Below are 25,161 nucleotides of genomic sequence, written 5' to 3'. Positions count from 1 at the left end.
ACGGTGGACGGATCAGAGTCCTCCTCCGAAACCGCCCGCTCCCGGGCGGAGCGTCGCTCCGGCCCCCGGCCGCGGCGGCGCTCCGGCGCGCCGCGCCGGGGATTCGCGTCGACGGAGAAGGCCCTCGACGCTCTCGCAGCCTCGGGGGCACGGGTGTCGGTGCGGGTCGCCGACCTCGACCGAGGCACGCCCGTGCTCGCCGGCGACGACTTCGTGACCCTTCCCATCGCCGGGGTGGGGATCGTGCCGCTGCTGATCGAGGTGGCGACGCGATTCGATGCCGGCAGCCTGGATCCGCTCGAGATCGTCGACCGGTCGGCCGTCGGTGACGTCGCGGTCGCGGGAATCTGGCGTCATCTGCTCGCACCGGCCCTGCCGCTGGGCGACCTCGCCGTGCTGGCGGCCTCGACCGGCGACGCGCTCGCCGCCAACGCCCTGCTCGACCGGGTCGGCCTCGACGCGGTGCGTGCACGACTCGGAAGCCTCGGGATGCCGCGGACGGCACTGCTCGACCGCTTCCGCGACGACCGCGGCCCCGACGACGCGCCGCACTACGCCCTCGGCACGGCGCGCGAGCTGGCCGCGATGTTCGCTGCGCTCGTCAACACCGACGTCGTCTCGGCCGGGGTGAGCGCGCAGGTGTCGGAGTGGCTGAGTCTGAATCACGACCTGTCGCTCGTCGGGTCGGTGACGGGCCTCGACCCGTTCGCCCACGACGACGACAAGCACGAGCTGCTCTTCGTCAACAAGACCGGCCGGGCCGACGGCATCCGGGCCGAGGCCGGCGTGCTCGCGGGCCCCCGTGCCGGGGTGTCGTACGCGATGATCGTCGGCTTCGACGACCTGTCGATGAGCGACCGGCTGCGTGCCCACGAGGCGTTCCGTGCCTTCGGGCTCGACCTCATGGAGTACGTCTTCTGAGGTGATCCGACCCGCGCTCGAGTCTCACTCCGTGTCGTGACGGGGCGCAGGTGGGCGCGCGCGTCGCGGTCGTATCCGCCGGTCAGAAGACGATCGTGTGGTTCCCGTGCCGGATGACGCGGTCCTGCGCGTGCCACAGCACGGCTCGTGAGAGCACCTGACGCTCGACGTCGGCTCCGCGTCGCGCGAGCTCGGCTGCCGTGTCGGCGTGGGTGACGCGGATCGTGTCCTGCTCGATGATCGGGCCCTCGTCGAGGTCGGTGGTCACGTAGTGGCTCGTCGCTCCGATGAGCTTGACGCCGCGCTCCTTGGCCTTCTTGTAGGGCTCGGCGCCGATGAAGGCCGGCAGGAACGAGTGGTGGATGTTGATCACGGGCACGCCGAGCTTCTCGAGGAAGTCCGACGAGAGGATCTGCATGTAGCGGGCGAGCACGACGAAGTCGACGTTGCCCACGAGCAGCTTCAGGATCTCGGCCTCGGACGCCGACTTGTCGGGTCCGGGGGTGGAGGGGACGTGGAAGAACGGCACGTTGAACGAACGGACGTCCTCGGCCGACGTGGTGTGGTTCGACACGACCATCGGCACCGTGACCGGGAGGTCGCCGCGGCGGTGGCGCCACAGCAGGTCGAGGAGGCAGTGGTCCTGCTTCGACGACAGGATCGCCATGCGCTTGGGCACCGACTGATCGGTGAGCGACCACTGCAGGTCGAATCCCGCCAGCGTCTCGCCGATCTCCGCCTCGATCGCGGGTCGGTCGACCGCGAAGTTCGGACGGTGGAACACGACGCGGCAGAAGTAGGCGCCGCCGGTCGGGTCGTCGGAGTACTGGTCGAAGGCGACGATGTTGCCGCCGACCCGCGTCACCATGGCCGACAGGGCTGCGATGATGCCCGGCTGATCCCGACCGTGCACGATGAGGCAGGCGTGGGCGGGATGGAGCGCAGTCGACGAAGCGGTCATCCTTCGATTCTGCCCTGTCCGCCGGGGGCTCCCGGCACGCTCAGGCTGTCCGCTCGCCGGATTCCGCGGATGCGGTGGGTGCCGCATCCGCGATTCGTGGCGAGTCGACGGGAATGAGACGGGAGCGCGGGGTCAGTCGACGTCGAGGTAGTCCTCGATGACGAAGGCCGCCTCGCCCGCGTGGGTCGCGGGGAAGAGATGCCCGCCGCCCTCGAGGGTCACGAGGCTGACGAGCCCCGGAGCGGCGGCCTGCAGTCGCTCGCCATTGGCCGGGGGCAGCACCTCGTCGGCACCGCCCTGGATGAGCATCACCGGAACGGTCGGAGCGAGCGCACGCCACTCCTCGGCCGACACGGATGCCGCAGCCGCCGCCTGCAGCGGCTCGAGGTCGGTGCGGGGCGTCTCGCCCTCGGCGCCGAGCAGCAGCACGCCGTCGACGCGGTCGGTGTGGTCGATCGACACGGTGCGCGCGACGGCGCCGCCGAAGGCGTGACCCCCGACCCACGCGTCGCCGAGTCCGACGTGGTCCATGACGTCGACGACATCCTGTGCCAGGTCGTGCAGCGTGGCGCCCTCGGTCTGCGCCGTGCGGTAGCCGACCCGCAGAATGCGGAAGTCCTCCTCGGCCAGCACGTGGGCGAGGGTGCCGAGGGCGGCGATGTTGCTGTACCCGGGGATCAGCACGAGGACGGGCTCGCTACCGGCATCCTCCACGTAGGGGATGGCGCGGCCCTCGGGCTCGAAGATCTGCGGCTGTGTCTCGGTCATGGCTTCCTCTCGCGCTGTCCTGCGACCCTTCACGCTAGTCGAATCGGCTCACCGCCCGCCGGGCGCTGCTGCAAGGGACCGTGGTCGACACCCCGGATGCGGATGCCGGAACCCGGGGTGTCGGCGCCGTTCCGTTGCATCGCGGACCGACGGCGAACGGGTCAGGCCCGCGAGCCGGCGATGCGGGCGCCCTCACCGAGCGAGGCGAGCTTGGCCCAGGCGATGTCGGGGTGGATGCGCCCGCCGAGACCGCAGTCGGTCGAGGCGATCACGCGGTCGGGCCCGACGATGCTCGCGAAGCGCTCGATGCGCTGCGCGACGAGCTCCGGGTGCTCGACGACGTTGGTGGCGTGGCTGACGACTCCGGGCACGAGCACGAGGTCGCTCGGCACGTTCGCGTCCGCCCAGACGCCCGACTCGTGCTCGTGACGGACGTTGCCCGCTTCGAATGAGATGGAGCCGACGTTCGCCTCGAGGACGACGGGCAGGATGTCGGCGAGTGCGACGTCGGTCGTGTGCGGTCCGTGCCACGAGCCCCAGCACAGGTGCAGTCGGACGAGCTCCTTCGGCAGCCCTGCGATCGCGTGATTGATCGCCTCGACCCGGATACGCGTGAAGGCCTGGTAGTCGGCGATCGAGGGCTCCGGGCTGATCTGGTCGAAGTTCTCGGCGAGCGAGGGGTCGTCGAGCTGCACGATGAGGCCGGCGTCGGTGATGGCCTTGTACTCCTCGCGCAGCGCTTCGGCCCACGCGAAGATGTGCTCCTCGTCGCTGGCGTAGTACTCGTTGCGCACCCGGGAGGCCGAACCGGGCGCGATCGCGGTCAGGAACCCCTGCTCGCCGTCGCGCAACGCGGCGGTGAGGTTCGCGATGTCGGATGCCACGGCGGCGTGACCCCGGTAAGCGATGGGCCCGGTGGTGGTGGGGAAGGCTGTCGCGGTGGCGCCGGCGTCGACGGCCTCGGCGTAGACGGCGGGGAACAGCTGCCGGTCGCGGCGATCGAGGAACGAGGTCAGGCGGATGCGGCCGGGCTCGGAGCGGACGGGCGGCTCGTTGAAGGCGTTCACCTCGGTCAGTGACAGGCCGCTCACGCGCTGGAACGAGTACGACCACCAGGCGCCATAGTCGACCGCGTTCGACATCGCCTTGCCGAATTCGCCGTCACCGACCTGTGTCACGCCCGCAGCGCGCTGCCGCGTGACGACGTCGGCGACGGCCTGAGCCGTCAGCTCGGCGAACTCGGGCGTCGACTGCAGCGTGAATCCGTCCTCGGCGAAGCTGCGGACGCGGTTGGCGTCGATGAGCGCCTGCGTGCGAGGGAGGCTGCCGGCGGTGGTCGTGGTGATCTCGGTCATGCGCGTCGCTTTCTGGTCGGGCCGATCGACGCCAGCGGGGCGCCCGTCGGATCCGTCCGCGACTCTAACGTCGGTCCCGTGGCGGGCCGGCATCCTGCGTCATCGTGTGACGGTGACGCAACGGATGAGGGTCACCAGACGATGCCGCCGCCGATCGAGATGCCGCCCCAGGTGAGCAGCACGAAGATGCCGGCGAACACGACGGGGGCGATGCCTCTGCCGCTGCGTGCGAGGCCCTTGAGCAGGGCGATGACGACGAGCACCGCTGAGACGAGCGAGAGCCCGCCGCCGAGGATGAGCCCGATGAACAGCGGGATCGGCATGAGAACGAGTCCGAGGAGTGCCACCCAGAAGGCGGCCCAGGCGGTCGGGTTCGAACGGCGCTCGACAGAGGAAGACATGCGTCCATCCTCTCGCGCGGGACGCCCTCGTGACGAGGGCTCGCGCTTCGCCGTCAGCGGACGTCGCGCATCAGCGCGAGCACGGGCTTGCGTGCCGCGGCCAGTGCGAGACCGAGGACGATCGCGATCGCCCCGAGGATCGAGAAGTAGGGCACCTCGTTCTCGGGGTCGTAGAGAGGGGCGAGAAGGCCCGAGATCGCGGTTCCGAGTGAGACCGAGAGGAAGAACAGCGCCACCATCTGCGTCTGGAACGCGGCCGGAGCGAGCTTCGTCGCCGCTGACAGCCCGACCGGCGAGATCAGCAGCTCGGCGACGGTGAAGACGAAGAGGATGCCGACGATCCCGAGCAGCGGGGTCGACGACGGGCCTCCGCCGGCGAAGGGGAGGAAGAGCAGGAACGCGAGCCCCATGACGGCGACGCCCGCGGCGAACTTGATCGGAGTCGACGGCTGGCGGGTGCCCAGCCGCGTCCACAGCGCCGCGAAGACGCCCGAGAGGATGATGATGAACACCGGGTTGATGGACTGAACCCAGTCCGGCGGCATCTGCCAGCCGAGGAAGTTCAGGTCGAGTCGCTTCTCGGCGTAGATCGGAACGACGGTGAACTGCTGCTGGTACAGCGACCAGAATGCGACGCTGACGATGAAGAGCGGGATGAAGCCGTACACGCGCGACCGCTCGGTCGAGGTGATGCGGGCGCTCGAGATGATCACGGTGAAGTACGCGATCGTCGCGGCGATCACCACGACGACCACGACGAGCGAGAGGTTGTCGGCCCGGATGACGCCGACGGCGACGAGCAGCGCGACAGCGGCGACCGCCAGGGCGGCGATGCCGATCATCAGCGGGTAGCGCGAGCGCGGCAGCGGGTTGGGGATGCGACGGGCCGACTCGGGCAGCGCCCGCCGTCCGATCGCGTACTGGACGAGGCCGATGGTCATGCCGACCGCCGCGGCGCCGAAGGCCCAGTGGAATCCGAGGCTCGTGCGCAGGAATCCGGTGAGCAGCGGACCCGCGAACGCGCCGAGGTTGATGCCGAGGTAGAACAGCGAGAAGCCGGCGTCGCGCCGGGGATCGTGCTCGGAGTAGAGGGTTCCGACGACCGCCGTCGCGTTCGCCTTCAGGCCGCCCGAACCCAGGGCGACGAGCACGAGGCCGACCGCCACCGACAGCAGACCCGGAAGCACGGCGAGGGCGACGTGACCCGCGACGATGATGATCGCACTGAAGAAGAGCACGCGCTCCGAGCCGAGCAGGCGATCGGCGACCCACGCCCCGAGGATGGTCGAGAGGTAGACCGCCCCGCCGTATGCGCCGACGATGCCGACAGCCGTCGCCTGCGGCAGGCCGGCCCCGCCCTCGGACACCGAGAAGTAGAGGTAGTAGACCAGGACGATCTGCATGCCGTAGAAGCTGAAGCGTTCCCACAGCTCGACGCCGAAGATGTGCGTGAGAGCCCACGGCTGCCCGAAGAACCGGGTGTCGCCGGCGCGTGCGTCGGACGAGCGGGGGCGGGATGCGGTGGAGGCTGCGTCCTCGTGGCTCATGAACGCCGACGATACGCCGGTCAGCGCAGCGACGGGCGCGTCTCGTGCGGATCGCGGCGCTGCGGTATGCACAGGGCCACCGCGAGCGCGATCACGGCGGCACCGAGGCCGAGCGCGAACGACAGCTGGAATGCCGCGGGTGTCGGCACCGCCACACCGGCCCGTTCGACGGAGAACGCCGCGAGCACGGCGCCGATGAGCGCCGCGGCGGTGCTCGTGCCGAGCGAGCGGAACAGAGCGTTCAGCCCGTTCGAGGCCCCCGTCTCGGTCGGGGGCACCGAGCGCATGATGAGCATCGGCATGCCCGCGTAGCCGAATCCGATCCCGACGCCGATGAGGAGGTTCGCCGCCAGCAGGTGCCACACCTCCGACGCCCACAGAAGCGAGAAGCCGTAGGCGAGGATCAGCGCGATCGAACCGAGGACGAGCAGCAGCCGCGGGCCGACCGTGCGGGCGAGCCGGCCCGAGAAGGGCGAGAGCACCATCATGACCAGTCCCGCAGGCATGACGATGAGGCTGGCCTGCAGCAGGGTCAGTCCGAAGCCGCCGACGGCCACGGGCAGCTCGAGCATCTGCGGGTACGACACGTTCGAGGCGAACAGCGAGAAGCCGATCGCCACCGACGCGAGGTTCGTCAGCAGGACGGCCGGGCGCGCGGCAACGCGCAGGTCGAGCAGGGGGTCGGCGATGCGCAGCTCGAACCAGCCCCACGCGAGCAGGACGAGGATGCCGCCGAGGCCGCAGGCGAGGGTCGCCGCCGAGGTCCAGCCCCACGTGTTGCCGCGCGAGACCGCGAGGAGCACGCCGGTCAGGCCGATCGCGAGTCCGATCGCGCCGGCGACGTCGAAGCGGCCGGGGGTGCGCAGCACGCTCGGAGGCACGACGAGCACGACGAGGACGAGGACGACGACGCCGAGGCCCGCCGACATCCAGAACAGCACATGCCAGTCGCTGGTCTCGGTGACGAGCGCGCTGATCGGCATGCCGACCGCTCCGCCGACGCCGAGGGTCGCCGACATCAGAGCGATCGCCGGGTCGACGCGGTTCTCGTGGAGCACGTCGCGCATGATCGAGATCCCGAGCGGCACGACGCCCGTCACCGCGCCCTGGAGCGCGCGCCCGACGATCACCCCGATGATGTCGGTCGACAGCGCCGCGACGATGGACCCTGCGATCAGGAGTGCGAGCAGCACGACGACGATGCGCCGTTTGCCGTACATGTCGCCGAGGCGCCCGGCGATCGGGGTGAAGACCGCGGCGGCGAGAAGGGTGGCCGTGACGACCCAGGCCGTGTTTTCACGGCTCGAATCGAGCAGCTCGGGCAGCTTCGACTGGATCGGGACGACGAGGGTGAACATGAACGACGACGCCAGGCCTGCGGTGGCGAGGACGGCGACGATCGCTCCCTGCCGCGGCATCCGAGTGAGTCGTCGTCGTTGGTCGTCGCCTGATGCCATCCCGTCAGGCTATCCGCGGCGGCGTAGGGTGGGCTCATGAGCGAGAGCGTTCCCCCCATCGAAGCCGACGTGCCCGCGGGGATCGACATCCGCCCCCTCGAGACCGTCGCCGACATCTTCGCCGGTGCGGCGGTGCTGCGCGAAGTCTGGGGCGGCGACCGCGATTCGGTGCCCACGAACCTCATGCGCGCGCTGGCGTACTCCGGCAACTATGTCGTCGGTCTCTTCGACGGCGATCGGGTCGTGGGCGCATCGGTCGCCTTCTTCGCCGCGCCCGGCGCGCGGTCGATGCACTCGCACGTGACCGGCGTGCTGCCCGAGTACCAGCAGCAGGGCCTCGGGCGCGTGCTCAAGCAGCACCAGCGCGCCTGGGCGTTCGCGCGCGACGTCGGCACCATCACGTGGACGTTCGACCCGCTGTTCGCGCGCAACGCGCACTTCAACCTGCAGGTGCTCGGGGCGCGCATCAGCGACTACCTCGTCGATCAGTACGGCCTCATGGACGACGGCATCAACCGCGGCGAGGTCACCGACCGGCTCATGGTGACGTGGCCCCTCGCGGCGCCCCCGCAGGAGCGGCCGGCCGATGACCGGGTCGTGGCCACCATCGCGGTGCCCGCCGACATCCACGCGATCCGCGCAGCGTCTCCGGCCGAGGCGGATGCCTGGCGCGACCGCGTCCGCGCCCAGTTCCTCGAGCACTTCGCAGCCGGGCTCGTCGTCGGTGGTTTCGACGACGCTCGCGGCTTCCTCCTCGTCCGTCCCTGACCACCGGCGGCGCGGGTGGGGGCTCGCGTTGCGCGCGGTTGCAAGGGATCGTCGGTGACACGCCGGGTTGGAGGCATCCGTGCCGGGGTGTCGCGTCAGATGTCTTGCATCGCGGCCCGGGGGTCCGTACTTCTATCTCTAGGTATATAGAGATAGGGTCCTGACATGCAGCCGCTCAAACGGGTGACCCCGGCGACCGTCGACGTCCTGGAAGTGCTCGTCGGAGAGCCGGAACCGGTGTGGGGGCTGCTCGTCGTCAGTCGCACCGGCCGGCCGGCGGGCAGCGTGTACCCGATCCTCGAACGCCTCGAATCGAACGAGTGGGTCATCTCCGAGTGGGAGGTCGATGGGCGCCGCAGCGGACCACGTCGGCGGCTCTATCGGCTGACCCCGGAGGGGCTTGTCGCAGCGCGTGCCGCGTTCGAGGCCCACGCCGTGCGGATGCAGCGCCGCCGGGCTGATCGGCTCGAGCCCGAGTCGCCCCCGATTCCAGGCGACGCGACGGGAGCGATCGCATGAACGTCGACCTCGTCCTTCGCGCGGTGAGCCGTACGATGCCGGTGGCATCGCGCGCCCGTCACCTCGAGCAGTGGCGGGCGGATGTCGCGGGCGCCCACGAAGCCGGGATACGGCCGGAGGATGTCGTGCGCGGAGCGATCGCCGTCGCGCTGACCGCCGACCGTGACTCGCCCGTGCTCACCGGCGAGCCGCGAGGTGCGACCCCGCGCCGGCTGAGCCGACAGGGCGTCGCGCTGGTCGCCGCAGTCGTCACGATGACGGGTGCGATGTGGCTGACGGGAGATCTCGACCGCGCGGCTGTTGACATCTCACCGGCGCTCGAGATCGCGCTCGCCGGGGCACGGTCCGTGCTGAGCATGCTCACCTTCGGGGGAGTGCTGTTCGCCGCCGCGCTCTTCGTCGGCGCGGCCGCCCTGTCGCGCTCGAACGTCGTGCGGGTGGCCTTCGCCGCCACAGCGCTCGGCCTCGCTCTCCTCGCGGTCGCCGCGTTGCACCCCACCGCGGCGGAGGTAGCGGCCGCGGGCATCGGCCTCACCGCAGGCGGGGCGGCCGTGGGGGTCACCGGCGCCTGGCGCTCGATGCCTCTCATCCTGGCGCCCCGCTCATCACCGCTCGTCCGCCGCGCTCCGATCGCAATAGCCGGTCTTGCATCGGTGGCCGTGCTGCTCGTGCTCGGTGCGCTCGACACACTGATCTGGAATCCACTGGCGAAGGTTCCCGGCCGCGACCTCGACGCTATCTATACGGCGATGATCGGGGCCGACGGCTTCGATCCCGTGACCGCGGTGACGTTCGTCGTGGTGTGGGGGGTCGTGTGGTTCATCGCGGCGGCCTGTGTGACCGTCGGCGCGTTGGCCACCCGTGGAGCGTGGCTCACGCCGCGCCGGCTCGGCATCCTGTATCTCGCGATCATCGGCATCGCTCTGTTCCTCCGCCTTTTCTCGGGCTTCGGGATCGGGATGTCCATCGCCGACACCTTCGCCACGTCAGGCGGCGACGTGTCGGTGGTCTCGCAGATCTTCCACCTGATCGGGCCGCTGAGCCTCGCCGGCGCTTTCCTGCTCTTCGGTTGGGCGCCCCGGGAGCGATCAGCCCCGAAAGCGGCATTTGCCGCCGGCTGAGCTCGGGAGGGCAATACGGCGCCGCGTCGCGTTGTGCGCGGGCGCAAGGGATCATCGACGACACGCGGGGGTGGAGGCATCCGGATCCGGGCGTCGGGCGGGATGCCTTGCATCGCGGCCCGGGGTCGAACAGACCGGGCCGGGGCCGTTTTTCGTGCCGGGGCGCCGACTCAGGCGGCTTCGGCGGCGAGGCGCATCCGCAAGAGGAAGTCGACGAGCACGGCCGCCGAACCGGCGGGCATGTCGGCGATGACGTCCTCGACACGGTGCTGCACCTCGGAACCCGAGCGGCGCAGACCCTCGACCGGGCGGTCGCCGAGCGTCACGAAGACCTTCCGGCGGTCGGACGGATGCGGCTGCCGGCGCAGGTACCCCGAGCGCTCGAGGCGATCGAGCATGGCCGTCGTGCTCGCAGACGAGATGCCGAGCTCCTGCGTGATGTTCGACGGGGTGAGGGTGACCGCGCGGTCCTGGGCCTCGATGAGCTTCTCGAGGGCGACGAGGTCGTTCTCGCTCACGAGCATGGAGTCACGCAAGCGCAAGCGGATCGCGCCTTCCGCCGCCTCGTACCCCCACAGCGCGTCGAGAACTGCCGAGGCCGACGATGTCTCACCCTGCACTGTCATGTTTCCCCCGCGTTCATCGGCCTAGCGCTTCAGTCTTGCGCAGTGGGTCTCCGCGGGGGAGCTCTTCCGGTGAGAGGGCTCAGCTGATATGGCAGGGAAGGTGAACCTCAGTGCACCGAGAAGCCGCCGTCGATGGCGATCGACTGACCGGTGACGTAGGCCGACCCGGGACCCGCGAGGAAGATCGCGGCGGCTGCGAAGTCGTCGGGCACGCCATTGCGCCCGACGAAGGTGCGCGCCGCGAGCGTCTCGACGACAGCAGGATCACTGGCGAGCCGCTCGTTGAGGCGCGTGAGAACAAAGCCCGGGATGAGCACGTTCGATGTCACACCAGAGGCCGACCATGCCTCGGCCTGCGACCGGGCGAGCCCCTCGAGCGCCGCTTTCGAGGCGCCATAAGCGCCGCTCGATGCGAAGGCCCGGCTCGCCTGCTGCGAGCTGATCGAGATGATCCGGCCGTATCCGCGCTCGATCATGCCCGGCGCGAGCCGCTGCCCGAGGAGGAACGGCGCATCGAGATTGACCGCCATCGTGGCATCCCACGACGGTTCGTCGAGCTCGAGGAGTGGGGGCCGGATGTTGATGCCCGCGGAGTTCACCAGGATGTCGATGTCGCCGGCCTGTTCGGCGAGCTCGTGGCAGCCGCTGCGCGACGACAGGTCGGCGACGATCCCCGCTGCGAGCCCGCCCTCGGCGCGGATGTGCTGGACGGTGTCGTCGACGAGCTCGCGTCCGCGCGCCGCGACGACGACCTCGGCACCGGCGGACGCCAGCGCCTCGGCGATTCCACGCCCGATACCCGAGCTGCCGCCGGTGACGAGGGCACGGCGACCGGCGAGCCCGAAAAGACTGGTGAGATCCATTCCTCCAGCGTATGCAGTACGCGTGTTCGATCGCAGCTCTGGTGAGTGTCGTAGGTATGTTCTATCCTCGACTTCCATGACCGATACGACGAGCGCTCACGACGTCACCCTCTGGCTCGTCGACGACATCCCCGCGCGGATGTTCTTCGCGGGTCGGCGTTGGACGGTGACGGACATCCCGACGCGCCTGCGCGACTCGATCTGGTCACTCGCCGCCGACGACGATCGGCGGCGCGGCCTCTATGGATGGCGCTTCCAGGCGACCGACCCGGACGGCGAGACATTCGTCTTCGACGTCTATCGGGGCGAGGAGGGATGGCACGTGCACCGGGCCTACGCTTGACGGGGCGCTGTACCGCGGCGTCGCACCGGGGCGTCGCACCGGGCGCGATTCCGACACCCGCCGAAGGCATCGACCGAAAGGACCGGATGACCGCCGTCACCCCCGTTCGCGACAGCGCTTCCCGTTACCGCATCGAGCCCACGGTGCTGCAGGCGCTGCGCAGTCCTCGGTTGCTCACCCGCGAGGTGCTCGCCGGGCTGGTCGTCGCACTCGCGCTCATCCCCGAAGCGATCGCGTTCTCGATCATCGCCGGCGTCGACCCCCGCGTCGGACTCTTCTCGTCGTTCATCATGGCCGTTGCGATCTCGTTCCTCGGCGGCAGGCCGGCCATGATCACGGCGGCGACGGGGGCGATCGCGCTCGTCATTGCGCCGGTGGTGCGCGAGCACGGCATGGACTATCTCGTCGCCACCGTCCTGCTCGGCGGCCTCATCCAGATCGTGCTCGCCGTGCTCGGTGTCGCGAAGCTCATGCGGTTCATTCCGCGGTCCGTGATGGTGGGATTCGTCAACGCGCTCGCGATCCTCATCTTCCTCGCCCAGCTGCCGCAGCTGTTCGGCTCCGGCATCCCGTGGCTCGTCTGGCCGCTCGTCGCGGTCGGCCTCGTCATCCTCGTCGTGCTGCCGCGGCTGACCAAGGTGGTCCCCGCCCCGCTCGTCACGATCGTGCTGCTCACGGGTGCGGTCGTCGCCTTCGGCTGGCAGGTGCCGACCGTGGGCGACCAGGGTGAGCTGCCGTCGAGCCTGCCGACGCTGTTCCTGCCCGACGTTCCCCTGACCTTCGAGACGCTGCGCATCATCGCGCCTTACGCGCTCGCCATGGCGGTCGTCGGCCTCCTCGAGTCGCTCATGACGGCCAAGCTCGTCGACGACATCACCGACACACACTCGCGCAAGACACGGGAAGCGCTCGGTCAGGGAGCAGCGAACATCATCTCCGGCGCGTTCGGCGGCATGGGCGGATGCGCCATGATCGGCCAGACGATGATCAACGTGAAGGCATCCGGGGCGCGCACGCGCATCTCGACGTTCCTCGCGGGGGTCTTCCTGCTGATCCTCGTGCTCGCGCTCGGCGACGTCGTCGCGATCATGCCGATGGCGGCGCTGGTCGCCGTGATGATCATGGTGACGGTGGCGACGTTCGACTGGCACAGCGTTCGTCCCGCCACGCTCCGACGGATGCCCAAGAGCGAGACGGCGGTCATGCTCATCACGGTCGTGGCCACGGTGTGGACTCACAACCTCGCCATCGGAGTCATCCTGGGCGTCGTCGCCGCGATGGTCATGTTCGCCCGCCGCGTCGCCCACTTCGTCACCGTCACCCGGGTCCTCGATCTCTCCCGCGGTGCGCCCGTGGCTCGTTACGAGGTCGACGGGGAGCTCTTCTTCGCGTCGAGCAACGATCTGACGACGCAGTTCGCCTATGCCGACGACCCTGACCGCATCATCATCGACATGAGCAGGTCGCACGTGTGGGACGCCTCGACGGTGGCAGCGCTCGACGCGATCGTCAGCAAGTACGAACGCCACGGTAAGTCTGTGACGATCGAGGGGCTCGATGCCGCGGCATCCGCTCTGCATGGGCGTTTGAGCGGAAACGTCGGAGCGCACTGACGGGCTGGCTGCAGGTAGGCAGTCGGGGAGCGCAACCCCTGGTGTGCGAGCGTGTGACGGAGGTAGCTTTCTGCCACATCTGGCAGCTGGTGATGCGATTCTCCGGCGGCCCCGCTGAACGGAGCGCACGATGGTCAACCCCCGGCCGACCGCCATGACATCCGACCTGGTCACGCGGCGCAGTGTTCTGCGCGCTGCGGTGTGGACCGCGCCGGTCATCGTCGTCGCAGCCGCGACACCGGCAGCAGCGGCCTCGCTGCCCGTGCGTGAGGTCGCGGTCGTCTACCCGGACCGGCTCGATGTCGCCTCATACTCACCGGGAACCGTGCAGATCAACTCGGCTGCGATCATCTACGACTACGCGCGTTGGGGGTTGAGCGGGGAGGAAGAGGCGAGCGGTCCCGATACCGCGACGGTGAGCTACCTCGTCGAGGCGGTCCGGGTCGATGTCGGCACGGTCGTCGCGAGCACCGAGGGCGGCCCTGTCGTCATCGCGAAGTACCAGGAGGGCAGTGTGACGCAGCGCGTGTTCTCCGACGTGCCGCCGGGCGACTACGTCATCCGCGTGACGGTCACGAACGTCGACCCGTCGGCGTCGACGCTGCCGTACGAGTTCCGTGCGACCGTCCCGCAGGCGATCGAGTCGGCTGTCGTCACGGTTCTCTAGACTGGGCTGTCTCCGCATCGGCGGGCGTGGGGATCTTGCGCCTGGGGTGCGGCGATTCCTCCCCGACGAGGAGGACGAGCGAGTTCTCCACAGGCGGTAGGATGTTCGATTGGAATGTCGTACCCCGCTGTCATGATGGGAACATGCAAGCGGGTGGCGATGAGCGTGATCAGGGTGGGGACCTCGATCCGTCGCCGCACGCTCACGCGTTCTCGACGTTCGCTCAGGCACTGAACGCGGCGCACGCGGCTGACATTCTCACAACGCGGGCACTGGCCGAGTTGGGTCGGTCGGCGCTGCGTGAGGCGCGCCGTGATGGGGTGCGTGGGATGGCGTCGGACATGGAACTGCGGTCGGTCGCGGCCGAGGCGGCAGGGTTGGCGCGGCGCAGCGACAGCCGGTTGCAGGCTGATATCGATCACGCGTTGACGATCGTGGATGACTACCCCGCGGTGTTCGCCGCGTGGGAGTCTCGCCGGATCACCCGCGACCACGTCGACGTCGTCGTGAAAGCCGGGGCCGGCGTGCCCGCGGAAGTGCGGGCGGAGTTCGAGGCTGCGGCGATCGCGGTATGCGAGCGCGACATCGCCACCCGGGTGCGCGAACCGTTGCGGGCTTTGGCGGAGAAACTGCATGAGCGGTCGTTCACACAGCGACACCGCGAGGCTGCGGCGGGACGGTGTGTGCGGATGCTGCACGGTTCCGACGGGATGTCGGATGTGATCGCGACCGTCCCCACGGTGATCGCGGTGGGAATGCTCGACCGGCTCACGCAGATGGGCCAGGCGGTCAAGGACGCACGAGTGCCAGCCGGGGCGGGTGGCGTGGTGGGCGACGGCGCGGGCGCTGCTGGCGCGGGTGGCGCGGATGCTGCTGGCGCGAATGCTGCTGGCGCGGGTGGCGCGGATGCTGCTGGCGCGAATGCTGCTGGCGCGGGTGGCGCGGATGCTGCGGGCGCTGCCGAGGCACCCGATGTGCGGACGATGGACCAACTACGCGCCGACATCCTCAGCGACCTCGTCCTCGGCGGGGCGCCGGTCGTGGACCCGACCTACGGGACCGACCGGGCCGGCGGGCTCGGGGCGATCCGCGGGCGGGTGCAGGTCGCTGTCACCGCCGAGACGCTGATGGGCAAGGACGAGCATCCCGCCGAAGCTATAGGGGCCGCGCTGATCGACGCGGAGAGCGCACGCAAGCTCGCGGGACAGGTCGCAGAGTGGGACCGGCTGTTCATCGACCCCGTCACCCGCACCCCTGTCGAGGTCGACACGTACCGGCCGACTGCGTCGATGAAGAAATTCCTCACCGCCCGAGACCAGCACTGCCGATTCCCCGGATGCCGGCGGGCGGCGATCCGGTGCGAGATCGACCACACCATCGACTACGCCACAGGCGGCCACACCCACATCTTCAACCTCGCCCACCTGTGCCAAAGACACCACTCCATGAAGCAATTCACCAAGTGGGGAGTCCGGCAGGCCGGGGCCGGGGTGCTGATCTGGACCTCGCCGCTCGGGCGGGTCTACCGCGAAGACGTGCCGATACCGGCGGTGTGCTTCACGATCGACAACCCGAATCCACCACCACCGGGCGCGGGAACGGGCGGGCCACCCGACGACCCACCACCCTTCTGAATGATCCCGACGCGCGCGGCCCGAAGCCCTGCTGCGGCGGCTCCTCCTGAGCGCTGCACGAAGCCGTCACCGTCTCGGCTGCTCGCCGCGACGGGCGACTGAGCCTCCGTGCATCCGGGGCGGCTTAAGCTGTCGCGGTGGGCAGATTCTTCTACGACAACGCGGCGAACTTCGTTGAGATCGACGACCGTGCGCTGGCTCATCTCCGGCTGGTCCTGATGACGAAGCTGCGGCGCGGCGAGCCCCTCATGTTCGAGACGACCTCTCCCCACGGGACGAGCCGCCGCGACTTCTGGCTGCACCCCACCATCTCGGTGCAGTTCCAGTTCGCCGGCAGTCGGCAGCCCCAGATCAACCCGAAGTGGATCGACGCCCTGATGGAATCGGCGAACAGCGCGGACGGCCTCCGTATGGTGCCCGAGCCCCAGGGCTGACGCCGCTCTGACCCTGACCGCCACCGCCTCGATTCCCACCTTTCGACAGACGCGTGCACGAGCCCGTCCAGTAGTTCGGCGGTTCGCACCGCGGCCTGCAGAAAACCGGGCGAGGTCGTTCCGATTGTGGCAAGATTTCACCTGATGAGCGACGACATGACGCGTGTGCCGGTGCGCACGAAGACCCTGCTCGAGCAGTGGGTGGCGGAGTTCGTCGAGCAAGGCCAGTCGCACGGCGTCGAGATCAAGGTCGCGATCCAGGACGGCTCCGAGGGACTCGACACCGGCCTGGTGATCGTGCATCTGCAGAACGCGCCCGCCGACATCTACCTCCAGCCCCGCGGGATCGACGAACCCGAGTGGGAGGCGACGCTCTCGGCTCGCTCGGAGGATCTGACGCTCACGCCGTACGCGATGGCCGGTCTCGCCGCCGAGGTCGCCTTCGCCGGCACCCTGTGCACCTTCCTGCAGTTCAAGTCGCTGCAGTGGGACCGCATGACAGGCATGCGCTGAGCGCTCTCGCCTAGACCATTCCGTCGGGGCTGGCAACAGCTGCGTGCGCACGCCCACGCGTGCCGACAATGGTCGCGAGATCGCGAGCTTCCACCGTGGATGCCTCGGTGGAAGGAGATCGTCATGGCTGCAACAACCGGGCGCGGAGTCGCCGTCGTCACGGGAGGAAGCGCCGGCCTCGGCCGTGCCATCGTCCGCGAGCTGGCCGGCCGCGGTTGGGATGTCGCGGTGCTCGCACGTGGACGCGACGGGCTCGACGGCGCTGTCGCTGACATCGAAGAGGCCGGCAGGCGCGGGTTCGCCGTCTCGGTCGACGTCGCCGACTCGGATGCCGTCGACCGGGCCGCCACCGAGGTGGAGGACGTTCTCGGCCCGATCGACCTCTGGGTGAACAACGTCATGTCCGGGGCGATCGCCGCCTTCCTCGACACGTCCGCCGACGACTTCGACCGCGCCACAGCGGTTACCTACCTCGGCACCGTCAACGGCACGCGCGCGGCCCTGCGGCGCATGCGCGATCGCGACCACGGACACATCATCCAGATCGGCTCTGCGCTCGCCCACCGCGGCATCCCGCTGCAGTCGGCCTACTGCGGCGCCAAGCACGCGGTCCACGGGTTCACGGATGCCGTCGTGTCCGAACTCACGCACGAGAAGAGCAGCGTCGCGGTGTCCATCGTCGACATGCCCGCCCTCAACACGACGCAGTTCGGGTGGGTGAAGTCGAACTTCCCGCACCACCCGCAGCCGGTGCCGCCGATCTACCAGCCCGAAGTCGGCGCCCGCGCCGTCGCCGACGTCGCGGATCGACCCCGCCGTCGCACCTGGGTGGGGGAATCGACGGTCGGGCTCATCCTCGGAACCCGCGTCGCCGGTCGTTTCCTCGACTGGTACCTCGCGAAGAACGCGTGGGAGGGACAGTTCGCCCCCGATGCCGGCGCGCCGGGGAGCGCCCCCAACCTCTACGAGCCGGTGCCGGGCGACCACGGGGCCCACGGCGTCTTCGATGACCGCGCGCGCAACGGGAGCCTGCAGACCTGGGCCATCCGCCACCGGGCGCCGCTCTACACCGCCGCCTCCGCCGCCATCGCGGGCGCTGTAGCGGGCGCGGTCGCGGGAGCGAGGGCGCTGCTGCGGCGGCGCTGAATGTCGCGGGGCGCGCGGGCGCCGTCTCGCGGCACGGCCGCGTCCGTCAGCCGGCGCGCACCGACCCGAACCACAGTGCGAAGTAGTAGCTGAAGTTGCGGTTGCCGTACGACGAGCAGGGGCCGCCCGATCCCCATCCCGCGGACAATGCCGCAGCGTCGGGCTGGTATGGCGTGTAGTTGTACAGCGCCGCGGTGGCGTCGTTCGCGATCGCGACATCCGTGCCGCCGCACTCGGGGTTCGGGTGGAAGGCGATGAAGTGCGTGCCGGGCTGGCGCATGAAGCCCGACGCCCGGTATGACGCGAGGTCGGTCGCCCCGGCGACGATCTGCGCGCCCACGCCCTCGTACTGCGGGTCGCATGGCGCCGTGTCGGGACAGCTGGCGCCCATCGCCGTGCGCAGCCGCGCGTCCGAGGGTGCCCGAGCCGCGCGCCCCTCGACAAGCGACTGCTCCTTCTGAAGAGTCACCAGGATGACGCGCGCCGAGATCCCGCAGGCATCCTGGACGCGATGGATGATCTCCGCGACCGGGAGCTCGCCGCCCTCGATGGCGCGGCACACGACCTCGCCGGTCCGCTCGGACACCCGTGCCTCGCGCGACGAGATGCCCGCCGTCGCCACGTTCAGGCACGCGCCGTTGACGCATTCGCCGATCCGCTCGTCGAGGAACTCCTGGATCTGCGCGGCCGACAGGGCGTCGCGATCGAAGAACAGGTCGTCATCGATGAGGTTCCCCGGATCGATGTCGCCGGCGTTCGGTGGGAGTTCGCGCGGCTCGCTGCCCAGCACCGGTGCCTCGCCGGCAGTGCTCAGCAGGTTGGCGGCCGTCACTCCGATCGCGGTGATCACCGTCACGAGCAGTACGGGGACGAGGACGAGGATGGCGGCGATCCCGAGGCGACGCCGACGGCGCAGCATCCGGGATCGTGAAGCCATGGGAACGATCGTGCCCCACCCGGTCACGAGAAGGCTGAGAGTGCCGTCGCTCGCGCATTACCTCATTCCCGGCTCGAACGCGACCGGGTGCGCGGTCGGACCGGGCCGACCTACCGTGAGATGACCGGGATGAAGCGTCCCGGCATCCGGGGACATGAGCCCCGGACGCAGATCGACGGAAGGGGCCGATATGGGACTCGACGACAAGATCAAGAACGCAGCTCAGGACGTTGCCGGCAAGGCGAAGGAAGCCACCGGCAAGGCCACCGACAACGAGCGTCTCGAAGGCGAAGGCCACAAGGACCAGACCGCCGCCAACGTCAAGCAGGCCGGCGAGAACGTCAAGGACGCCTTCAAGTAAGACGCTTCTTCACGCGAGCGCCCCGGGTCCCCGTGACCCGGGGCGCTCTGCCGTTCCAGCCGCCGAACGAGTTCGCAGATCCATTCACCTGACTAGATTCGCCTAGCACGGGGAAGCGGGCGAGACAAGCGTTTCCCGCGGCGGCGACCTGGCCGCACGATTTCCTCATGACGGATCTCCTCGTGCCCGAGACCGCTCCGGGCGAGCCGCAGCGCACCGAGCTCGAGCCTGAGCTCGACAGCCTCCTCATCGCTGCCGCGGCTGATGACCGAATCGCCTTCGCGCGACTGTACGACGCGATCGGGGCGGCGGCTTTCGGCCTTGCGCTGCACGTGACCGGCAGCCGCTCCCTCGCGGAAGAGGTCGTCGGAGAGGCCTTCCTGGAGATCTGGCACACTGCCTCCGCATTCGATGAGAGTGCCGGTACGGCCCGGCGGTGGGTCCTCTCACTCGTCCGCAGGCGCGCGTTCGACCGCGTGAGCCGGCTCACGCCGGTGCAGCAGCAGGTGCTCGACCTGGCCGCATTCGGCGGGTGCAGCCAGGCCGAGATAGCGGAACGCACCGGACAACCGATCGGCGTGGTGAAGGCGCGGATGCGTGAGGCGCTGACGTGCCTTCATGACGCACGGCTCGATGTCGAGACCGTCGCCTGAGCCCGCTACCGCACCGACCGCGCCCGGGGCAACCGGCATCTCTCTCCCGGGCACGCCGGAAAGACTGAGGCATGGCCTTCATCGGATATCACGCGTCGCACGAACAGCTCGCGCCCAGCGCGCTTCTGGAGGCCGTGATCGAGGCCGAGCGCGTCGGATTCGACGGGGCGTTCAGCGCCGACCATCTCGCTCCCTGGACACCGCGCCAGGGGCACTCCGGCAACGCGATCGCCTGGCTCGGTGCGGCGCTCGCCTCGACGCGTTTCTCGATCGGATCGGTCTCGACGCCAGGCCAGCTGTACCACCCCGTCGTCAGCGCGCAGGCGATCGCGACCCTCGCCGAGATGTTCCCCGGACGCTACTTCGCAGCGCTCGGCAGTGGAGAGCTGCTCAACGAGCACGTCACGGGCGCGCCGTGGCCGTCGAAGGACGAGCGCACCGCGCGGCTGGGCGAGTGCGTGGGCGTCATGCGCGGCCTGCTCGCCGGTGAGACGGTCGATCACGACGGCCGTGTCCGCGTGCACGACGCGCGCCTGTGGAGCCTGCCGGCGGGCCCGGCGACGCTCATGGCGACCGCGGCCTCCGCCGAGACCGCGCGCTGGGCGGCGGGGTGGGCCGACGGGCTCGTCACGGTGGGAACGCGGCGCGAGCAGGTCGCCGAGGTCGTCGACGCCTATCTGGATGCGGGCGGCCTGGGCCCCACCTGCCTGCAGGTGCACATCGCCCTCGCCGGAACATCCGCCGAGGCGGCCGCGCTCGTCCGGGATCAGTGGCTGCACGGCGTCGTGGCCCCGCCCGAGGCATGGGACATCGCGCAGCCGGAGGAGTTCGCCGCGCGCGCCGGTGAGCCGACCGACGCGGAGCTCGCCGAGCACGTCATCATCGGCGTGGATTCACCGGGTGGCATCGCCGAGCTAGCCGACAGCCTCGCCGACCTGGTCGCGGCCGGTTTCGACCGGCTGTACCTCCACGAGATCTCGCAGGATCAGGGCGCCTTCCTCGGCGGACGCGCGGGCAGGCTTCTGCGGGCGCTGCGCGAACGACTCGACGCGGCCCCGCGCTGAGGCATCCTCTCCTCCCCAGGACGACCGAACGCGCACTCACCCCCGGTCGCGTGCTCGCGTACGGAATGGGCAGCCCGCTCCGGCGACAGTAGTGGGGCACCGTGCGATTCCGGGTCGGGGAGCTGGTTGGGGAACGGCTCCCCGCCCCGGGTGTCGGGCTGTGGCAGCCCGCCGGGTCAGCGCCCGATCGGAGGCGTCGCGGGCAGAACGATGGCCATCGCCGTGCCGCCGGAAGCGGACGCGCCGACCCGAACCCGCCCGCCGTGGGCGACCACGGCGTTGCGCACGACCGAGAGGCCGATGCCGAAGCCCTGAATGGCGTTCTGTCGGGCGTAGTCGGTCCGGTAAAACGGATCGAACACACGCGTGCGCTCGGCCGAGCTCAAGCCGGGGCCGCTGTCGCTCACGACGATCTGGACGCCCGACTCGTCCACGCGCTGGCCGATGACCACCGCGGATGCCGGCGGGCTGAACTTCACGGCGTTCACGAGCAGCTCTTCGAGGGACTGACGGATGCGGACGGGGTCGAGCACGACACGGTCGGCCGTCGCCCCGATCTGCTGGATGGAGCTGCCGCGGTTCTCGGCTCGAGGCGACACGGCGCGTACCGCCGAGGCGATCAGCTCGCTGAGGGTGACCGGCCGCGGCGAGACCTCGGTGTCGGTCGAAGCGGCGGCCAGCAGCTCGTTGATGCGGTCGGTCAGCACGAGGACGTTGCGCTCGACCATCGACAGGTACCGGGTCGCCGCCGGGTCGTCGTCGCGCACATGGTCGGTCAGCAGATCGAGGTATCCCGTCACACTCGTCAGCGGAGTGCGCAGCTCGTGCGAGACCGTTCGCAGGAAGTCCTGTCGGATCTGCGCGGCATCCGCCAGCTCGGTCACGTCGTGCGCGGCCACGAGTGTGCCCAGCAGGGTTCCGTCGGCCCGGCGAACCCGGTCGGAGTCGGCGAGGATCGCCCGTTGTGCCGACGCCGGACCGACCCACTCGACGGTGTCGCTCGTGCTCTCACCGCGCAACGCGCGGGGGATGAGCTGCTCGTGATGGGGCACGGGGGTCGAGCGGTCGGCGGCGAGGACCGCGTCGCCCGCGTAGGGCGGCTCGCTCAGTGAGAAACCCATCGCTCGCGACAGCTCCTCGGCGGTGCGGTTGGCCAGGACCAGACGACCGGCGTCGTCGTACAGCACCACGCCGCTGCGCACGGTGTCGAGAACGGTGCGCAGCACGAGCTCGTTGTCGTGGGCTCGGGTGAGGGCCCGGGCGCGCTCCTCATGAAGTGCGCGCAGCCGAGCGCCGCGGCGCCGGAGGTGCTCAGCCGCGATGTTCACGACGACGGCGATGGCGAGGATGAGGCCCGGCAGGGTGAATACGTTCACCCAGTCGAGCGGTGTCGTCGGCCAACTTCCGCGCACGACGAAGGGCAGCGAGGTCATGAGCGCGGTGGCGCCCACGGCGGCGACGAACGCGACGGGCGGGAAGCCGTAGGCGATCCACAGGATCGGGAAGATCGCCAGCATGCTCACGCCCGGCATCAGCCAGATGACCTCGGCGCGCAGCAGGGCGACCGCGACGATGTCGGCGACAGCCACGACGAGCAGCCACGACGGCGAGACACGCTCCCACGGCAGCAGGGCCGTGGCCATCGTGGACACCAGGGTGAGCAGGGCCGCAGCGCACACGAGCGGGGTCGACAGCGAGGCCGGCGCGCCGATCGCGAGCGCCACGAACACGAGGAGGGCCCCGACCGTGAAAGGCAGCTGCGCGCGCGTGAACACGCGCAGGCGTCCGACGCGCGACCGTTCGAGTTCGAACAGGGGCATCCGGGGGTCTCCGATCGAGGTGTGGGAGGGATCGAAGAACGGCCCGGGGAGAAGGCACGGCTTTGATTACGTCGGTAGTTAGCGTACGCTGTCTCTTTGGTGCCTGTGCCCGCTGGCTCGGTACCGCGAACGTGAGCCCTCCACTGGCGTGTTCTCCACGAGAACCACCCCGGAGCGGGATTCACGAACTTCTCCGTTCGATATAAGAAAGCAGCACTATTGTGACGCGCACTTTCACCCCCAAGGCTGGCGAGATCCAGCGCGAGTGGCTGGTCATCGACGCAACCGACGTCGTCCTCGGCCGCCTCGCCTCGCACGCCGCGGTCCTTCTCCGCGGCAAGCACAAGGCCTCGTTCGCCCCCCACGTCGACACCGGTGACTTCGTCATCGTCGTCAACGCCGAGAAGGTCGCCCTGACCGGCCAGAAGCTCCAGAAGAAGAAGGCGTACCGCCACTCCGGCTACCCGGGTGGTCTGAAGTCGGTCACCTACGCGGAGCTGCTCGAGAAGAACCCGGTCCGCGCGGTCGAGAAGGCCATTCGCGGCATGCTCCCCAAGAACAGCCTGGGCGCCCAGCAGCTTTCGAAGCTCAAGGTCTACGCCGGTGCCGAGCACCCGCACGCTGCGCAGCAGCCCACCACCTACACCTTCGACCAGGTCGCCCAGTAAGCGCCGCGAAACACTCAAGGAAACACTGATGGCGAAGATCGCTGACTCCCTCGAGGAGACTCCCCAGAACTACTCCACCGAGACGCCCGCGTCGGAGGCCGCTGCCGCCGCCGCACCGCGTCCGGTGCTCTCCGTCCCCGGCGCTGCCGTGGGTCGCCGCAAGCAGGCCATCGCCCGCGTGCGTCTGATCCCCGGCTCGGGCACCATCACGGTCAACGGCCGCACGCTCGAGGACTACTTCCCGAACAAGCTGCACCAGCAGCTGATCAACGACCCGTTCACGGTGCTCGAGCTCGCCGGCTCGTACGACGTGATCGCCCGCATCTCCGGCGGTGGCCCCTCGGGTCAGGCCGGCGCGCTGCGTCTGGGCATCGCCCGTTCGCTGAACGGCATCGACGAGGAGAACAACCGCCCGACCCTGAAGAAGGCCGGCTTCCTCTCGCGCGACGCTCGCGTCAAGGAGCGCAAGAAGGCCGGTCTCAAGAAGGCGCGTAAGGCTCCTCAGTACTCGAAGCGTTAAGCTCCGTGGCGCTGTTCGGTACGGACGGTGTTCGGGGGCTGGCCAACGGCCCCCTCACCGCCGAACTCGCACTCACCCTGGCCCAGGCGACTGCCGTCGTCCTGGGCCAGGGCCGTATCGCGGAGGCGCGAAAGGCCGCCGGCAAGCGGCTGACCGCCGTCGTCGCGCGCGACCCGCGCGTCTCGGGCGAGTTCCTCTCGGCCGCGGTCGCCGCGGGCCTGGCGTCATCCGGCGTCGACGTGCTGGATGCGGGAGTCCTGCCGACGCCCGCTGCGGCGTTCCTCATCGGCGACATCGACGCGGACTTCGGCGTCATGGTCTCGGCGTCGCACAACCCCGCCCCCGATAACGGCATCAAGATCTTCGCTCGCGGCGGGGTCAAGCTGCCCGACGAGGTCGAGCGACGCATCGAAGAGGCTCTCACCGGCCCGAAGCTCCAGCCCACGGGCGCGGACGTCGGACGCATCCGGGTCTTCGCCGACGCCGAGGACCGTTACGTCGTGCACCTGCTCGGGTCGCTTCCGCACACGCTCGACGGGATCCACGTCGTCCTCGACTGCGCCAACGGCGCGGCATCCGGCGTCTCGCCCCAGACATTCCGCGATGCGGGCGCGAAAGTCACCGTCATCGGTGCCGATCCCGACGGACTCAACATCAACGAGGGAGTCGGCTCGACGCACCTCGACCGGGTCGCGGCCGAGGTGATCCGCACGGGCGCCGACATCGGCATCGCCCACGACGGGGATGCCGACCGCTGCCTCGCCGTCGATGCGGAAGGTCGCGTCATCGACGGCGACCAGATCATGGCCATCCTCGCGGTGGCGATGAAGCAACGTGGGCGACTGCCCTTCAACACCCTGGTCGCGACCGTCATGAGCAACCTGGGGCTGCACCGTGCGATGGCCGAACACGGCATCACGGTCGAGCAGACCGCGGTGGGCGATCGCTACGTGCTCGAGCGGATGAACCAGGGCCGCTTCGGCCTCGGCGGCGAGCAGAGCGGCCATGTCATCATGAGCCGCTACGCGACGACCGGCGACGGACTGCTGACGGGGCTCCACCTCGCGGCCGAGATGGCGCGTCAGGGCAAGACGGCCGCGGAACTCGCGGCTGTCATGACGGTCTATCCGCAGGTGCTCGTCAACGTGCGCGGCGTCGACCGCGATCGCGTGGGCAGCGACGAGGGCCTGCAGGATGCCGTCGCGGCTGCCAGTGCGCGTCTGGGTGACTCGGGCCGCGTGCTGCTGCGCGCTTCCGGCACCGAGCCCCTCGTCCGGGTCATGGTCGAGGCGACGACCGCGGCCGACGCGCAGAGCATCGCCGACGAGCTCGCCGCCGTCGTGGCCGACCGACTCGCGCTCTGAGCCGTTGCGCCGCCGCCGGCGCGGCGGGCGCGATATGAGGCCGCCGTCCTGACGTCATCCCCCAAGGACGCCAGGACGGCGAGCCGTGCGCGCACACCCCCAAAATGGCGCGCATCG

General features: G+C 69.9%; 27 protein-coding genes. 17 read left to right on the top strand and 10 right to left on the bottom strand.

Going from position 1 to position 25,161, the window contains the following annotated elements; translation table 11 throughout:
- Positions 1-3: 3 nt before the first annotated feature.
- Positions 4-921 carry a serine hydrolase gene (locus ACPYN5_RS14775; protein WP_424449747.1) on the top strand — a complete coding sequence of 306 codons (918 nt, stop codon included), beginning with the start codon at positions 4-6 and terminating at the stop codon, positions 919-921.
- A gap of 82 nt (positions 922-1,003) precedes the next feature.
- Here ACPYN5_RS14775 and purU read toward each other — a convergent pair whose 3' ends face one another.
- The 6 genes from purU to ACPYN5_RS14745 all read right to left on the bottom strand — a co-directional run bounded on the left by purU (position 1,004) and on the right by ACPYN5_RS14745 (position 7,371).
- The gene (purU, locus tag ACPYN5_RS14770) at positions 1,004-1,882 is read right to left on the bottom strand and encodes a formyltetrahydrofolate deformylase (RefSeq protein ID WP_424449746.1); all 879 of its coding nucleotides are present in this window, start codon (positions 1,880-1,882) and stop codon (positions 1,004-1,006) included.
- 132 nt (positions 1,883-2,014) lie between these two features.
- Complete coding sequence (locus ACPYN5_RS14765; protein ID WP_424449745.1) at positions 2,015-2,650, bottom strand: alpha/beta fold hydrolase; 636 nt, start codon at positions 2,648-2,650, stop codon at positions 2,015-2,017.
- Positions 2,651-2,811: 161 nt separating this feature from the next.
- Positions 2,812-4,005, bottom strand: coding sequence for a cobalamin-independent methionine synthase II family protein (locus tag ACPYN5_RS14760; RefSeq protein ID WP_424449744.1), 1,194 nt, complete (start codon positions 4,003-4,005; stop codon positions 2,812-2,814).
- A 131-nt stretch (positions 4,006-4,136) separates the two neighbouring features.
- Entirely contained in the window at positions 4,137-4,406 is a 270-nt protein-coding gene (locus ACPYN5_RS14755; protein ID WP_424449743.1) for a hypothetical protein, read from the bottom strand.
- A gap of 53 nt (positions 4,407-4,459) precedes the next feature.
- A complete protein-coding gene (locus ACPYN5_RS14750; protein ID WP_424449742.1) occupies positions 4,460-5,953 on the bottom strand; it encodes a peptide MFS transporter in 1,494 nt (497 codons plus the stop codon).
- A gap of 20 nt (positions 5,954-5,973) precedes the next feature.
- Positions 5,974-7,371 carry an MFS transporter gene (locus tag ACPYN5_RS14745; protein ID WP_424449801.1) on the bottom strand — a complete coding sequence of 466 codons (1,398 nt, stop codon included), beginning with the start codon at positions 7,369-7,371 and terminating at the stop codon, positions 5,974-5,976.
- Positions 7,372-7,446: 75 nt separating this feature from the next.
- Between ACPYN5_RS14745 and ACPYN5_RS14740 the strand changes: the two genes are divergently transcribed.
- The 3 genes from ACPYN5_RS14740 to ACPYN5_RS14730 all read left to right on the top strand — a co-directional run bounded on the left by ACPYN5_RS14740 (position 7,447) and on the right by ACPYN5_RS14730 (position 9,818).
- Positions 7,447-8,178, top strand: coding sequence for a GNAT family N-acetyltransferase (locus ACPYN5_RS14740; protein WP_424449741.1), 732 nt, complete (start codon positions 7,447-7,449; stop codon positions 8,176-8,178).
- A 165-nt stretch (positions 8,179-8,343) separates the two neighbouring features.
- Complete coding sequence (locus ACPYN5_RS14735; RefSeq protein ID WP_424449740.1) at positions 8,344-8,697, top strand: PadR family transcriptional regulator; 354 nt, start codon at positions 8,344-8,346, stop codon at positions 8,695-8,697.
- On the top strand, positions 8,694-9,818 hold the full coding sequence (locus ACPYN5_RS14730) for a hypothetical protein (protein ID WP_424449739.1): 1,125 nt from the start codon (positions 8,694-8,696) through the stop codon (positions 9,816-9,818). The genes ACPYN5_RS14735 and ACPYN5_RS14730 overlap by 4 nt, the downstream gene beginning before the upstream one ends.
- 170 nt (positions 9,819-9,988) lie before the next feature.
- Here ACPYN5_RS14730 and ACPYN5_RS14725 read toward each other — a convergent pair whose 3' ends face one another.
- Positions 9,989-10,444 carry a MarR family transcriptional regulator gene (locus tag ACPYN5_RS14725; protein WP_424449738.1) on the bottom strand — a complete coding sequence of 152 codons (456 nt, stop codon included), beginning with the start codon at positions 10,442-10,444 and terminating at the stop codon, positions 9,989-9,991.
- A gap of 107 nt (positions 10,445-10,551) precedes the next feature.
- Positions 10,552-11,307 (bottom strand): SDR family NAD(P)-dependent oxidoreductase, encoded by a 756-nt coding sequence (locus tag ACPYN5_RS14720; protein WP_424449737.1) that lies wholly within the window; start codon positions 11,305-11,307, stop codon positions 10,552-10,554.
- A gap of 76 nt (positions 11,308-11,383) precedes the next feature.
- Between ACPYN5_RS14720 and ACPYN5_RS14715 the strand changes: the two genes are divergently transcribed.
- The 7 genes from ACPYN5_RS14715 to ACPYN5_RS14685 all read left to right on the top strand — a co-directional run bounded on the left by ACPYN5_RS14715 (position 11,384) and on the right by ACPYN5_RS14685 (position 17,657).
- Entirely contained in the window at positions 11,384-11,650 is a 267-nt protein-coding gene (locus ACPYN5_RS14715) for a hypothetical protein (protein WP_424449736.1), read from the top strand.
- A gap of 86 nt (positions 11,651-11,736) precedes the next feature.
- The gene (locus ACPYN5_RS14710) at positions 11,737-13,263 is read left to right on the top strand and encodes a SulP family inorganic anion transporter (protein WP_424449735.1); all 1,527 of its coding nucleotides are present in this window, start codon (positions 11,737-11,739) and stop codon (positions 13,261-13,263) included.
- Positions 13,264-13,393: 130 nt separating this feature from the next.
- Positions 13,394-13,930 (top strand): hypothetical protein, encoded by a 537-nt coding sequence (locus ACPYN5_RS14705; RefSeq protein WP_424449734.1) that lies wholly within the window; start codon positions 13,394-13,396, stop codon positions 13,928-13,930.
- A gap of 329 nt (positions 13,931-14,259) precedes the next feature.
- Positions 14,260-15,564 carry an HNH endonuclease signature motif containing protein gene (locus tag ACPYN5_RS14700; RefSeq protein WP_424449733.1) on the top strand — a complete coding sequence of 435 codons (1,305 nt, stop codon included), beginning with the start codon at positions 14,260-14,262 and terminating at the stop codon, positions 15,562-15,564.
- A gap of 137 nt (positions 15,565-15,701) precedes the next feature.
- On the top strand, positions 15,702-15,998 hold the full coding sequence (locus ACPYN5_RS14695) for a DUF7882 family protein (protein ID WP_120265238.1): 297 nt from the start codon (positions 15,702-15,704) through the stop codon (positions 15,996-15,998).
- Between the two features lie 144 nt (positions 15,999-16,142).
- Complete coding sequence (locus tag ACPYN5_RS14690) at positions 16,143-16,511, top strand: hypothetical protein (RefSeq protein ID WP_424449732.1); 369 nt, start codon at positions 16,143-16,145, stop codon at positions 16,509-16,511.
- A 123-nt stretch (positions 16,512-16,634) separates the two neighbouring features.
- Complete coding sequence (locus ACPYN5_RS14685; protein WP_424449731.1) at positions 16,635-17,657, top strand: SDR family oxidoreductase; 1,023 nt, start codon at positions 16,635-16,637, stop codon at positions 17,655-17,657.
- A gap of 46 nt (positions 17,658-17,703) precedes the next feature.
- On the opposite strand, the gene ACPYN5_RS14680 is transcribed toward ACPYN5_RS14685, so the two are convergent.
- A complete protein-coding gene (locus ACPYN5_RS14680; RefSeq protein WP_424449730.1) occupies positions 17,704-18,594 on the bottom strand; it encodes a hypothetical protein in 891 nt (296 codons plus the stop codon).
- Between the two features lie 190 nt (positions 18,595-18,784).
- Here ACPYN5_RS14680 and ACPYN5_RS14675 point away from each other — a divergent pair, with 190 nt between their 5' ends.
- The 3 genes from ACPYN5_RS14675 (at position 18,785) to ACPYN5_RS14665 (ending at position 20,672) form a co-directional block, all read left to right on the top strand.
- Positions 18,785-18,955: a CsbD family protein gene (locus tag ACPYN5_RS14675; RefSeq protein ID WP_424449729.1), complete on the top strand. Its 171-nt coding sequence runs from the start codon at positions 18,785-18,787 to the stop codon at positions 18,953-18,955.
- A gap of 167 nt (positions 18,956-19,122) precedes the next feature.
- Entirely contained in the window at positions 19,123-19,608 is a 486-nt protein-coding gene (locus ACPYN5_RS14670; protein WP_424449728.1) for a sigma factor, read from the top strand.
- Positions 19,609-19,679: 71 nt separating this feature from the next.
- Positions 19,680-20,672 (top strand): LLM class flavin-dependent oxidoreductase, encoded by a 993-nt coding sequence (locus ACPYN5_RS14665; RefSeq protein ID WP_424449727.1) that lies wholly within the window; start codon positions 19,680-19,682, stop codon positions 20,670-20,672.
- 176 nt (positions 20,673-20,848) lie between these two features.
- Here the strand turns inward: ACPYN5_RS14665 and ACPYN5_RS14660 are convergent, their stop codons facing one another.
- Positions 20,849-22,492, bottom strand: coding sequence for a sensor histidine kinase (locus ACPYN5_RS14660; RefSeq protein WP_424449726.1), 1,644 nt, complete (start codon positions 22,490-22,492; stop codon positions 20,849-20,851).
- A gap of 221 nt (positions 22,493-22,713) precedes the next feature.
- On the opposite strand from ACPYN5_RS14660, the gene rplM reads away from it, so the two are divergent.
- From rplM to glmM, 3 genes are read left to right on the top strand one after another with little or no spacing between them, the layout of a single operon-like run.
- A complete protein-coding gene (gene rplM, locus ACPYN5_RS14655; protein ID WP_424449725.1) occupies positions 22,714-23,160 on the top strand; it encodes a 50S ribosomal protein L13 in 447 nt (148 codons plus the stop codon).
- Positions 23,161-23,188: 28 nt separating this feature from the next.
- Positions 23,189-23,680, top strand: coding sequence for a 30S ribosomal protein S9 (gene rpsI / locus ACPYN5_RS14650; RefSeq protein ID WP_424449724.1), 492 nt, complete (start codon positions 23,189-23,191; stop codon positions 23,678-23,680).
- Positions 23,681-23,685: 5 nt separating this feature from the next.
- Positions 23,686-25,044, top strand: a complete 1,359-nt coding sequence (gene glmM, locus ACPYN5_RS14645) for a phosphoglucosamine mutase (RefSeq protein ID WP_424449723.1) — start codon at positions 23,686-23,688, stop codon at positions 25,042-25,044.
- Positions 25,045-25,161 lie beyond the last annotated feature (117 nt).

The organism is Microbacterium arborescens (genome assembly GCF_049707515.1).
Lineage (GTDB): Bacteria > Actinomycetota > Actinomycetes > Actinomycetales > Microbacteriaceae > Microbacterium > Microbacterium arborescens_B.
Note: the sequence above shows the minus strand (reverse complement) of the source record. Positions and strands in the feature narration are given on the sequence as shown.

Coding starts and splice junctions, on each gene's coding strand:
- ACPYN5_RS14765 (WP_424449745.1), bottom strand. CDS start 2,650: ATGACCGAGACACAGCCGCAGATCTTCGAGCCCGAGGGCCGCGCCATC.
- ACPYN5_RS14745 (WP_424449801.1), bottom strand. CDS start 7,371: ATGCCGCGGCAGGGAGCGATCGTCGCCGTCCTCGCCACCGCAGGCCTG.
- ACPYN5_RS14725 (WP_424449738.1), bottom strand. CDS start 10,444: ATGACAGTGCAGGGTGAGACATCGTCGGCCTCGGCAGTTCTCGACGCG.
- ACPYN5_RS14675 (WP_424449729.1), top strand. CDS start 18,785: ATGGGACTCGACGACAAGATCAAGAACGCAGCTCAGGACGTTGCCGGC.
- ACPYN5_RS14710 (WP_424449735.1), top strand. CDS start 11,737: ATGACCGCCGTCACCCCCGTTCGCGACAGCGCTTCCCGTTACCGCATC.
- ACPYN5_RS14660 (WP_424449726.1), bottom strand. CDS start 22,492: ATGCCCCTGTTCGAACTCGAACGGTCGCGCGTCGGACGCCTGCGCGTG.
- ACPYN5_RS14715 (WP_424449736.1), top strand. CDS start 11,384: ATGACCGATACGACGAGCGCTCACGACGTCACCCTCTGGCTCGTCGAC.
- ACPYN5_RS14735 (WP_424449740.1), top strand. CDS start 8,344: ATGCAGCCGCTCAAACGGGTGACCCCGGCGACCGTCGACGTCCTGGAA.
- ACPYN5_RS14680 (WP_424449730.1), bottom strand. CDS start 18,594: ATGGCTTCACGATCCCGGATGCTGCGCCGTCGGCGTCGCCTCGGGATC.
- ACPYN5_RS14670 (WP_424449728.1), top strand. CDS start 19,123: ATGACGGATCTCCTCGTGCCCGAGACCGCTCCGGGCGAGCCGCAGCGC.
- ACPYN5_RS14750 (WP_424449742.1), bottom strand. CDS start 5,953: ATGAGCCACGAGGACGCAGCCTCCACCGCATCCCGCCCCCGCTCGTCC.
- purU (WP_424449746.1), bottom strand. CDS start 1,882: ATGACCGCTTCGTCGACTGCGCTCCATCCCGCCCACGCCTGCCTCATC.
- ACPYN5_RS14755 (WP_424449743.1), bottom strand. CDS start 4,406: ATGTCTTCCTCTGTCGAGCGCCGTTCGAACCCGACCGCCTGGGCCGCC.
- rpsI (WP_424449724.1), top strand. CDS start 23,189: ATGGCGAAGATCGCTGACTCCCTCGAGGAGACTCCCCAGAACTACTCC.
- ACPYN5_RS14720 (WP_424449737.1), bottom strand. CDS start 11,307: ATGGATCTCACCAGTCTTTTCGGGCTCGCCGGTCGCCGTGCCCTCGTC.
- ACPYN5_RS14700 (WP_424449733.1), top strand. CDS start 14,260: ATGGCGTCGGACATGGAACTGCGGTCGGTCGCGGCCGAGGCGGCAGGG.
- ACPYN5_RS14685 (WP_424449731.1), top strand. CDS start 16,635: ATGGCTGCAACAACCGGGCGCGGAGTCGCCGTCGTCACGGGAGGAAGC.
- ACPYN5_RS14730 (WP_424449739.1), top strand. CDS start 8,694: ATGAACGTCGACCTCGTCCTTCGCGCGGTGAGCCGTACGATGCCGGTG.
- ACPYN5_RS14760 (WP_424449744.1), bottom strand. CDS start 4,005: ATGACCGAGATCACCACGACCACCGCCGGCAGCCTCCCTCGCACGCAG.
- ACPYN5_RS14690 (WP_424449732.1), top strand. CDS start 16,143: ATGAGCGACGACATGACGCGTGTGCCGGTGCGCACGAAGACCCTGCTC.
- ACPYN5_RS14705 (WP_424449734.1), top strand. CDS start 13,394: ATGGTCAACCCCCGGCCGACCGCCATGACATCCGACCTGGTCACGCGG.
- ACPYN5_RS14665 (WP_424449727.1), top strand. CDS start 19,680: ATGGCCTTCATCGGATATCACGCGTCGCACGAACAGCTCGCGCCCAGC.
- ACPYN5_RS14740 (WP_424449741.1), top strand. CDS start 7,447: ATGAGCGAGAGCGTTCCCCCCATCGAAGCCGACGTGCCCGCGGGGATC.